General features: G+C 71.4%; 6 protein-coding genes and 1 pseudogene. 1 reads left to right on the plus strand and 6 read right to left on the minus strand.

Annotation, left to right across the window (positions count from 1 at the left end; translation table 11 throughout):
- Positions 1–129 precede the first annotated feature (129 nt).
- Entirely contained in the window at positions 130–2,361 is a 2,232-nt protein-coding gene (locus tag ACFY9S_RS22110; protein ID WP_391131158.1) for a HelD family protein, read from the plus strand.
- A gap of 41 nt (positions 2,362–2,402) precedes the next feature.
- On the opposite strand, the gene ACFY9S_RS22115 is transcribed toward ACFY9S_RS22110, so the two are convergent.
- The 6 genes and pseudogenes from ACFY9S_RS22115 to ACFY9S_RS22140 all read right to left on the minus strand — a co-directional run.
- Positions 2,403–2,813: a hypothetical protein gene (locus ACFY9S_RS22115; protein ID WP_391131161.1), complete on the minus strand. Its 411-nt coding sequence runs from the start codon at positions 2,811–2,813 to the stop codon at positions 2,403–2,405.
- Positions 2,810–3,274, minus strand: a complete 465-nt coding sequence (locus ACFY9S_RS22120; RefSeq protein ID WP_391131163.1) for a hypothetical protein — start codon at positions 3,272–3,274, stop codon at positions 2,810–2,812. The genes ACFY9S_RS22115 and ACFY9S_RS22120 overlap by 4 nt, the downstream gene beginning before the upstream one ends.
- Before the next feature lie 128 nt (positions 3,275–3,402).
- Positions 3,403–6,327, minus strand: a complete 2,925-nt coding sequence (gene glgB, locus ACFY9S_RS22125) for a 1,4-alpha-glucan branching enzyme (RefSeq protein WP_391131166.1) — start codon at positions 6,325–6,327, stop codon at positions 3,403–3,405.
- Between the two features lie 31 nt (positions 6,328–6,358).
- The gene (locus tag ACFY9S_RS22130) at positions 6,359–7,801 is read right to left on the minus strand and encodes a maltokinase (protein WP_391131169.1); all 1,443 of its coding nucleotides are present in this window, start codon (positions 7,799–7,801) and stop codon (positions 6,359–6,361) included.
- Positions 7,802–7,991: 190 nt separating this feature from the next.
- On the minus strand, positions 7,992–9,713 hold the full coding sequence (gene treS, locus ACFY9S_RS22135; protein WP_102910492.1) for a maltose alpha-D-glucosyltransferase: 1,722 nt from the start codon (positions 9,711–9,713) through the stop codon (positions 7,992–7,994).
- A pseudogene (locus tag ACFY9S_RS22140) lies at positions 9,710–10,274 on the minus strand (alpha-1,4-glucan--maltose-1-phosphate maltosyltransferase); the annotation flags it as partial. The gene treS and the pseudogene ACFY9S_RS22140, both read right to left, overlap by 4 nt.

The raw sequence follows: 10,274 nt of genomic DNA on the forward strand, positions 1-10,274 counted from the left end.
CGGGGGATTTCCTTGCGTATATTTGTTTGTTCGTGACTTCAAGTCGATCGAAGTCACGGCGAAGTTCGATGAGCACAGTATATCCGGGCGGGAGTGGAATTGTCAAACACCGAATTTCCGGACGATGAATTGCGACAGGAACAGGAATTCATCGACGACTTGTACGCGCGCGTGGACGCGCTGCGCGGCGACGCCGAGACCTCCGTCACGGACGCGCTCGCGCAGGGCGACACCCCCATGCAGGCCAGACTGGAGCGGGACATCCTCGTGGCCGAGCGCTCCGGGCTGCTCGCCGCGCTGAACGCGGTGGACGGCTCCCTGTGCTTCGGCCGGATCGACCTCACCTCGGGCGTCACCCACCGCATCGGCCGCATCGGCCTGCGCACCGACGACGCCGAGCGCACCCCCGTCCTGATCGACTGGCGCGCCGATGTCGCCCGCCCCTTCTACCTGGCCACCGGCCACACCCCGATGGGCCTCAGGCGCCGGCGGCACATCGCCACCGAGGGCCGCGAGGTCACCCACCTGCACGACGAGATCCTCGACCTCGGCGACGAGACCCGCACCGGCCACGAGGACCCCACCGGCGACGCCGTACTGCTCGCCGCCCTCGACTCCGCGCGCACCGGCCGCATGGCCGACATCGTGCAGACCATCCAGGCCGACCAGGACCGCATCATCCGCGCCCCGCACCGCGGCGTCATGGTGGTGGAGGGCGGCCCGGGCACCGGCAAGACGGCCGTCGCCCTGCACCGCGCCGCCTACCTGCTCTACGAGCACCGGGAACTGCTCGCCAAGCGGGCCGTGCTGATCGTCGGGCCCAACCCGGCGTTCCTCGGCTACATCGGAGAGGTGCTGCCCTCCCTCGGCGAGACGGGCGTGCTCCTCGCGACCGTCGGCGAGCTGTTCCCCGGTGTGAAGGCGACCGCGACCGACACGCCCGAGGCGGCCACCGTGAAGGGCCGGGCCGGCATGGCCGACGTGCTCGCCGAGGTCGTGCGCAGCCGGCAGGCGCTGCCCGACCCGGTGATCGCCATCGAGCACGACCGCGAGGTCCTCATGCTCGACGACGGCCTGGTCAACGTCGCCCGCGAACGCACCCGTGCCGTCAAGCTGCCGCACAACGCCGCCCGCGAGCACTTCGAGGGCCACATCCTCAACGCCCTCACCGACCTGTACGCCGAGCGGATCGGCACCGATCCCTTCGACGGTTCCAGCCTGCTCGACCCCAGCGACATCACCCAGATCCGCGACGACCTCGCGGAGAACCCCGAAGTGTGGTCGGCCATCGACCAGCTGTGGCCGCTGCTGACCCCGCAGCGGCTCGTCGCGGACTTCCTCGCCGCGCCGGAGGAGTTCCTGCCCGCCGAGGACGCCGACGCGGTACGCCGCCCGGCGACCCGGCGCTGGACCGTCGCGGACGTGCCGCTGCTCGACGAGGCCGCCGAACTCCTCGGCGACGACGACCGGCTCGCCCGCGAGCGCGCCGAACGCGAACGGGAGCGACAGATCGCCTACGCGCAGGGCGTGCTGGACGTGTCGTACGCGTCCCGGACCTACGAGTTCGAGGACAAGGAGGAGGGCGACCCCGAGTCCTCCGAGGTGCTGTCCGCGCACGACATCATCGACGCCGAGCGGTTCGCCGAGCGGCACGAGGAGGACGACCACCGCAGCGCCGCCGAGCGGGCCGCCGCCGACCGCACCTGGGCATTCGGGCACATCATCGTCGACGAGGCGCAGGAGCTGTCGCCGATGGCGTGGCGGCTGCTGATGCGACGCAGCCCGACCCGCTCGATGACCCTGGTCGGCGACCCGGCGCAGACCGCGGAGGCGGCCGGGGTCGGTTCCTGGTCGGGCATCCTCTCCCCTTACGTCGAGGACCGCTGGGAGCACACCCGGCTGGGCGTCAACTACCGCACCCCGGCCGAGATCATGGATGTCGCGGCGGCCGTGGTCCGCGCCGAGCAGCCGGGGTTCGAACCGCCCAGCTCGGTCCGCTCCACGGGCGTACGCCCCTGGGCACGCGCCACCGACGACCTCCCGGGCGCCGTGGCCAAGGCGGTCGGGGAGCTCACCCCCGCCGAGGGCCGGCTCGCGGTGATCGCCCCGCGCCATCTCCACCGCGGCCTCGCGGCCCGGCTGGACGGCGTGACGGCGGGCGCCGAACCCGACCTCACCCAGTCGGTGGTCCTGCTCGACCCGCGCCAGGCCAAGGGCCTGGAGTTCGACTCCGTCCTCGTGGTCGAGCCCGGCCGTTACGGCACCAGCGATCTGTACGTGGCCCTGACCCGGGCCACCCAGCGGCTGGGCGTGCTGCACACCGGGAAGCTGCCGCAGGCCCTGGCGGAGGCCTTCGGGTGACACAGCGGCCCCGCACCCGCCCGCCCGGGTGCGGGGCCCCTCTACCGCAAGAGCGCCTTCGGATCCCGCAGGGCGTGCCACAGTCCGGTCGCGAGCGGTACGACCGTCATGGCGAAGAACACCCAGAACAGGAACTCGGCGCCGGGCGTGAGCTCGTAGACGGTGCCGTCCTCCCACTCGCAGTAGGCCCGCGGCGGAAACGCGGTGGAGACTCCCTGCACCTTTCCGCTCCCGATGACGCCCTCCCGGTACGGCTCCCTCGGGCACGGGGCGGTATCGGGGAACAGGACCGGCTCGTCCGCAGCCATGATGAACACCCAGGTCGCCGCGGTGAGCGGCACCGCCCAGAAGACCGACATCTTCACCCACAGCGGCAGCAGCGGATGCGCCAGCAGCCCGCGGAGCGCGACCCAGCCGACCACCAGCCCGGTGAAGACGGGAAGCAGCGTCACGACGTCACGGCCGCCTTCCGGGCGCGCAGCTCGGTCGCAAAGCCCGCGCCGATGGCGAGCAGGGCGGCGGACAGGGCGAGGGAGGCGCTCGCCCCGTTCATCCACGCGTAGGCGGAATCACTGGAGTAGACGGTGCGGTCCTCGCGGACGCAGTCGAAGCGCAGCGGCAGGTACGAGGACCGGTGGTGGCTCAGGCCTTCGACCGTGGCCGGGTCGAAGCCGTCGCGGCAGGCCGGGGCCGGGATCGAGTCCGCGCCGTCACCGAACTCCTGCTCCGACATCAACACCGCGAAGAACCCCAGCGAGTACACGGAGGCCGCCCCCCACGCGGCCGTCGCCGCCGCACGGCGCAGCAGATGCACCGGCCACGGCTCGGGCCGCCCGGGAAACGCCATCGCGAGGACCCCCGCCCCCGCGACGAGCGCACCGACGGCACAGGCCATCGAGACTCCGAAGCCCATCAGCACGGCAGTCCCTGCAAGGTGAACGGAACGGCATCCATGCGGCCACCCCACCAGGGCCGGACCGGACCAGCCGTGACGGAAGCCACACCTCCGGTCACAGCCCTGTCACAGGGGGCCCGGCCCCCCTACGCCGGCCGCAGCCACACCGTCGCCAAGGGCGGCAGGGTCAGTCGGATGCTCGCCGGACGGCCGTGCCAGGGCTGGGGTTCCGGCTTGACCGGGTCGGGATGGGTGACGTCGCTGCCGCCGTAGCGGGCGGCGTCGGTGTTGACGGCCTCGTGCCAGGCGGGCACGTCCTCGGGGACGCCCAGGCGGTAGTCCTGGCGGGTGACCGGCGCGAAGTTGGACACCGCCAGCACCGGGACGCCCTCCGGGTCCAGCCGCAGGAACGCGAGGACGTTGTCCTCGGCGGCGTCCCCGACGATCCACTCGAAACCGGCCGGGTCCGTGTCCAGACGCCACAGCGCCGGGGTCGCCCGGTAGACGGTGTTCAGGTCGCGGACCAGGTCACGCACGCCCCGGTGGTCGGGCTCCGCCCCGTAACCCGGGTCCAGCAGCCACCAGTCCGGGCCGTGCGCCTCGGACCACTCGGCGCCCTGCGCGAACTCCTGCCCCATGAACAGCAGCTGCTTGCCCGGGTGGGCCCACATGAAGCCGAGGTAGGCCCGCACCCCGGCGCGCTGCTGCCACCAGTCGCCCGGCATCTTCGACACCAGGGAGCGCTTGCCGTGCACCACCTCGTCGTGGGAGATCGGCAGCACGTAGTTCTCGCTGTACGCGTACACCATCGAGAAGGTCATCTCCCCGTGGTGGTACTTGCGGTGCACGGGCTCGTGGCTCATGTACTGCAACGTGTCGTGCATCCAGCCCATGTTCCACTTCAGCCCGAACCCCAGCCCGCCGAAGCCGCTCGGGCCCTTGTGGTGGGTGGCCCGGGTGACGCCGTCCCACGCGGTGGACTCCTCGGCGATCGTGACCACTCCGGGCACCCTGCGGTACACCGTCGCGTTCATCTCCTGCAGGAACGCCACCGCGTCGAGGTTCTCCCGGCCGCCGTGCTCGTTGGGTGTCCACTGGCCCGGCTCGCGCGAGTAGTCGAGGTAGAGCATCGAGGCGACGGCGTCCACGCGCAGGCCGTCGATGTGGAACTCCTCGCACCAGTACACGGCGTTCGCGACGAGGAAGTTGCGCACCTCGTTGCGCCCGAAGTCGAACTCCAGCGTGCCCCAGTCGGGGTGGGCGGCCCGCAGCGGATCCTCGTGCTCGTACAGCGGGCGGCCGTCGAACTCGGCCAGCGCCCAGGCGTCGCGCGGGAAGTGCGCGGGCACCCAGTCCATGAGGACGCCGATGCCGGCCTGGTGCAGCCTGTCGACCAGGTACCGGAAGTCGTCCGGCGTGCCCAGCCGGGCCGTCGGCGCGTAGAAGCCGGTGACCTGGTAGCCCCAGGAGCCTCCGAACGGATGCTCAGCGACCGGCATCAGCTCGACGTGCGTGAATCCCAGGTTCCTCACGTACCCCGGGAGCTGCTCCGCCAGTTCACGGTACGTCAGCCCGGGGCGCCAGGACGCCAGATGCACCTCGTACACCGAGAAGGGCGCCTCGTGCGCCGGGGCCTCGGCGCGCCGGGCCAGCCATTCGTCGTCGCCCCACTCGTACGCCGAGGACGTGATGACCGACGACGTCGCGGGCGGCACCTCGGTGCGGCGGGCCATCGGGTCGGCGCGCAGCGTCCTCGAACCGTCGGGCCCGGTGATCTCGAACTTGTACAGCTCGCCCTCGCCCACGTCCGGCAGGAACAGCTCCCACACCCCGGACGAGCCCAGCGACCGCATGACGTGTCCCGTGCCGTCCCAGAAGTTGAAGGTGCCGGCCACGCGCACACCGCGCGCGTTCGGCGCCCACACCGCGAACCGGGTGCCGGTCACGCCCTCGTGGGTCGTCGGGTGCGCACCCAGCGCCGTCCACAGCTCCTCGTGCCGGCCCTCGCCGATCAGGTGCAGGTCGAGGTCGCCCAGCGTGGGCAGGAAACGGTACGCGTCCTCGGTCTCCAGGACCGTCCCCTCGTACTCCACGACGAGCCGGTACGCCGGAACCTCCCGCAGCGGGAGCAGGCCGGAGAAGAACCCCTCCCCGTCGTCGTGCAACTCGGCTCGCAGCTCCCCGGCGACGACGGTCACCGACAGGGCGTACGGCCGGAACGCCCGGAAGGCGATGCCGCCGGGCACCGGGTGCGCGCCGAGCACGGAGTGCGGGGAGTGGTGCGTGCCGCCGAGCAGCCGGTCCCGGTCGGCCGCGCCGACGGCGGGCGAGACGGTGACCTCCATCTCCGGCGGAACGACCTGGGCGGAGGCGGCCTTCCCGGCGGGGGCGGTTTCCTTGGCCGGGGCCTTCCCGACCGCACTCTTCCTCGCGACGGCCTTCTTGGCGGGGGCCTGCGGGGCGGTGTTCTTGGCGGCGGTGGTCTTCTTCGCGACGGGCTTCTTGGCGGGGATCTTCGAGGCGGTGTTCTTGGCGGCGGTGGGCTGCTTGGCGGGGGCCTTCCCGGCGGTGCTCCTGGCGGCCGTGGCCTTCTTCGCGGCCGACTTCGCCGCGGTGGACTTCGCCGCAGTGGTCTTGGCGGCGGTGGTCTTGGCCGACGCGGCCTTCGTGGCAGTGGCTTCGGCGGCCGTGCCCTTCACGGCAGCGGACTTCGCAGCCGTCGCCTTGACCGTCGTGGCCTTCTTCACGGCTGCCTTCTTCACAGCCGTCTTCTTCACAGCCGTCTTCTTCGCCGCCGCCGTCTCGGCTGCCGGCTGCTCGGCCGCCGTCTTCTTGGCCGACGCCTTCTTCGTCGCCGCCTTCTTGGCCACTGCCTTGGCCGCGGTGGTCTTGCCGCCGGCGGCCTTCTTGGCGGTCGCCTTCGCGGGGGCCGACTTCTTCGCCGCCGCCTGTTTGGGCACCGCCGTCTTCTTCGCGGCGCTCTTCTGCTGGGCGGCCGTGGGCTGCTCGGGGATCTTCTCCCCGGCGGTCCCCTTGGGACGCGAACCGCTGGACTCAGGACGGGGGGTCACGGGCGGAGCCTCCAGGACGAGGGGTGGTCGGTCAGGTCAGGTGGCCGGTCGAGGCGAGCCGGTCTATGGCGGCCAGGGGCACCGGCAGCCAGTCGGGGCGGTGCCGGGCCTCATACACCACCTCGTAGATCGCCTTGTCCGTCTCGTAGGCGCGCAGCAGCACCGGGTCGGTGCGCGGATCGCGGCCGGAGGCCTCCGCGTAGCCGGAGCAGTACGCGGCGCGGCAGGTCTCGGCCCAGTCCGCCTGGGGTGGGTCGGCCGAGCGGGCCGCGTAGTCGAAGGACCGCAGCATGCCGGCGACGTCCCGCACCGCCGGCTGCGGCATGCGCCGCTCGGCCAGCGGCCGGGCCGGCTCGCCCTCGAAGTCGATCAGCCACCACTCGCCGGACGGCGAGCGCAGGCACTGGCCGAGGTGCAGATCGCCGTGCACCCGCTGCGCGGTCCAGGTGCGGCCCTCGGCGGCCAGATCGCCGAGCGCCGTGAACGCGGAGCGCAGCCCGCCGGCGTACGGCCGCAGCGCGGGCACCGCCTGGACGGCCGCGTCCAGGCGCTCGATCATGCCGTCGACCATGAGCTGGAGCTGCGTGTGACCGAACGTGACGGTCGGCAGCGCCCGGGCCAGCGCGGTGTGCACCTCGGCGGTGGCCCGCCCCAGCGCCCGCGCCTCGGCGCCGAAGTCCTCGCCCTTGGCCAGCTCGCGCAGCGCCAGCTCCCAGCCGTCGGAGGCGCCCTGCAGGAACGGCTGCAGCACCCCCAGGACGTACGGCTGGCCGGCCAGGTCCGCCGAGCCCGCCGAGACGACCGGGTCGGCCGTGGGGGGGATGTCCGCGACCAGCCACGCCGTCGGCGCCGGTACCCGGGGGCAGCTCTCGCGGGCCAGCGCGAGCGGCAGTTCCAGGTCGGGGTTGACGCCGGGCACGATCCGGCGCAGCAGCTTCAGGATGAACGTATCTCCGTAGACGACCGACGAGTTGGACTGCTCGGCGGTCACGACGCGCGGCACCAGCCCGGAGCGGATGTCCTGCCCGGGGTCCCGGTCGAAGCGCAGTCTGCCGACGCGGGCCCGGGTGCGCAGCGCCTCCAGCAGCAGCTCGGTGGGCCTCGTGTCGTGCAGGGCGTCATAGACCGTCCGGCCGGCCAGCGGCCCCGTCTGCACATGTCCGATCAGCGCGGGCGCCAGCCGAGGCGGCAGCGCCTCGCGCACGCCTATCAGCAGCTGGTAGCAGTCACCGGGGTGACCGGGCACCCCGTGGGACGGCACGAGGGGCTGATGGGCGCGGACAAGCAGGTGGTACAGGCCCAGCTTGGACGTGGCCGGGAGCAGCTCGGTGGCATCGACCAGCGTGAACCCGGTGACCGGCCGGCCCTTGCCCGCGAACCAGCGCTGCCGCGGCAGCCATTCCCGCAACAGCGGATCGAGGGAGGCAAGGAGGCCGGGCGGGGTGGTGACGGTGCGTGTGACGGCTTCCGACATGGCGTCGCGTCCTTTCACCCATTCTCGGTGCGCCTCCGGCGCCTGCGACCGGCTCCGGACGGCGCCCCTCCGGCTCACGCGGGTGGGCGGGTGTTACTGATGCGTGCCCCGGGCGGGGCGGAGGAAACGCCCCGCCGCCGGGGTTTGCCGCCCGCCCCGCGGATCAGGCCTCAACAGGCCTTCGCAGGCCTCACATGGTCTCCTTGCGGAGCCTGAACCAGTAGAACCCGTGCCCCCCGAGGGTCAGCAGGTACGGCAGCTCGCCGATGGCGGGGAAGCGGACCCCGCCGAACAGCTCCACCGGGTGCCGCCCCTCGAAGGCGCTGAGATCCAGCTCCGTGGGCTGCGCGAAACGCGAGAAGTTGTTCACGCACAGCACCAGGTCGTCGTCCCCTCCTTCCCCGGACACGGGGGCCTCCCGCAGGAACGCCAGCACCGCCGGGTTCGTCGACGGCAGCTCGGTGTACGAGCCGAGGCCGAAGGCCGGGTTCTGCTTGCGGATCTCGATCATGCGCCGGGTCCAGTGCAGCAGCGACGACGGCGAGGCCATGGACGCCTCGACGCTCGTGACCTGGTAGCCGTAGACCGGGTCCATGATCGTGGGCAGGAACAGCCGCCCCGGGTCGCACGAGGAGAACCCCGCGTTGCGGTCGGGCGTCCACTGCATCGGCGTGCGCACCGCGTCCCGGTCGCCGAGCCAGATGTTGTCGCCCATGCCGATCTCGTCGCCGTAGTACAGGATCGGCGAGCCGGGCAGCGACAGCAGCAGGGCCGTGAACAGCTCGATCTGGTTGCGGTCGTTGTCCAGCAGGGGAGCGAGGCGCCTGCGGATGCCGATGTTGGCGCGCATGCGGGGGTCCTTGGCGTACTCGGCCCACATGTAGTCGCGCTCTTCGTCGGTGACCATCTCGAGCGTGAGCTCGTCGTGGTTGCGCAGGAAGATGCCCCACTGGCAGCCGGACGGGATGGCCGGGGTCTTGGCGAGGATCTCGGAGACCGGATAGCGGGACTCCCTGCGGACCGCCATGAAGATCCGCGGCATGACCGGGAAGTGGAAGGCCATGTGGCACTCGTCGCCGCCGGCGGCGTAGTCGCCGAAGTAGTCGACGACGTCCTCCGGCCACTGGTTGGCCTCCGCCAGCACCACGGTGTCCGGGTACTGTGCGTCGATCTCCTTGCGCACCCGCTTCAGGAAGTCGTGCGTCTCGGGGAGGTTCTCGCAGTTGGTGCCCTCCTGCTGGTACAGGTACGGCACCGCGTCCAGCCGGAACCCGTCGATGCCCAGGTCGAGCCAGAACTTCAGGGCGGAGATCATCTCCTCCTGCACGGCCGGGTTCTCGTAGTTGAGGTCCGGCTGGTGGGAGAAGAAGCGGTGCCAGTAGTACTGCTTGCGGACCGGGTCGTAGGTCCAGTTGGAGGCCTCGGTGTCGACGAAGATGATCCGTGCGTCCTGGTACTGCTTGTCGTCGTCGGCCCACACGTAGTAGTCGCCGTAGGGCCCGTCGGGGTCCTTGCGTGACTCCTGGAACCACGGGTGCTGGTCGCTGGTGTGGTTCATGACGAAGTCGATGATCACGCGCATGCCGCGCTGGTGGGCGGCGTCGACGAACTCCACGAAGTCCGCGAGGTCGCCGAACTCCGGCAGCACGGCCGTGTAGTCGGAGACGTCGTAGCCGCCGTCGCGCAGCGGGGACTTGAAGAACGGCGGCAGCCACAGACAGTCGACGCCCAGCCACTGCAGGTAGTCGAGCTTCGCGGTCAGGCCCTTGAGGTCGCCGACGCCGTCGCCGTTGCTGTCCTGGAACGAGCGGACGAGCACCTCGTAGAAGACGGCGCGTTTGAACCACTCGGGGTCACGGTCCCGGGCGGGAGTGTCCTCGAAGGTGTCCTGAACGGGTTCGTTGACGATCATGTTGTGGGTGACCCTCCGATCTCCGGGGTGGACGGTCGCAGGACCGAGAAGACGTGCGCGGGCCTGCGGCCCGGTTCGAGGCGCACATAGTTGGCCCTGCCCCAGTGATAGGTCTCGCCGGTGAGCTCGTCGCGCACCGGCACCGACTCGTGCCAGTCCAGGCCGAGTTGCGGCATGTCCAACGAGACCGTGGCCTCCTGGGTGTGGTGGGGGTCGAGGTTGGCGACCACCAGAACCGTGTTCGAACCCTTCCGCTTCGAGTAGGCGATCACCGCTTCCTGGTCGGCGTGGTGGAAGTGGATGTCACGCAGCTGCTGGAGGGCCGGGTTCTCCCTGCGGATGGTGTTGAGCCGGGTGAGCAGCGGGGTGATGGTGCGGCTCTCGCGTTCGGCAGTGGCCCAGTCGCGGTGCCTGAGCTGGTACTTCTCCGAGTCCAGGTACTCCTCGCCGCCCTCCTTCAGCGGGGTGTTCTCACACAGCTCGTAGCCGGAGTAGATGCCCCAGGTGGGAGAGAGGGTCGCCGCGAGCACGGCCCGGACCTCGAAGGCGGGCCGGCCGCCG

The organism is Streptomyces sp. NPDC012474, from assembly GCF_042955185.1.
Taxonomy (GTDB): domain Bacteria; phylum Actinomycetota; class Actinomycetes; order Streptomycetales; family Streptomycetaceae; genus Streptomyces; species Streptomyces cahuitamycinicus.

Bases quoted from the DNA above. Each gene is read 5' to 3' on its own strand.
- ACFY9S_RS22130 (WP_391131169.1), bottom strand. From the start codon at position 7,801: ATGTCGGAAGCCGTCACACGCACCGTCACCACCCCGCCCGGCCTCCTT.
- treS (WP_102910492.1), bottom strand. From the start codon at position 9,713: ATGATCGTCAACGAACCCGTTCAGGACACCTTCGAGGACACTCCCGCC.
- ACFY9S_RS22120 (WP_391131163.1), bottom strand. From the start codon at position 3,274: ATGGGCTTCGGAGTCTCGATGGCCTGTGCCGTCGGTGCGCTCGTCGCG.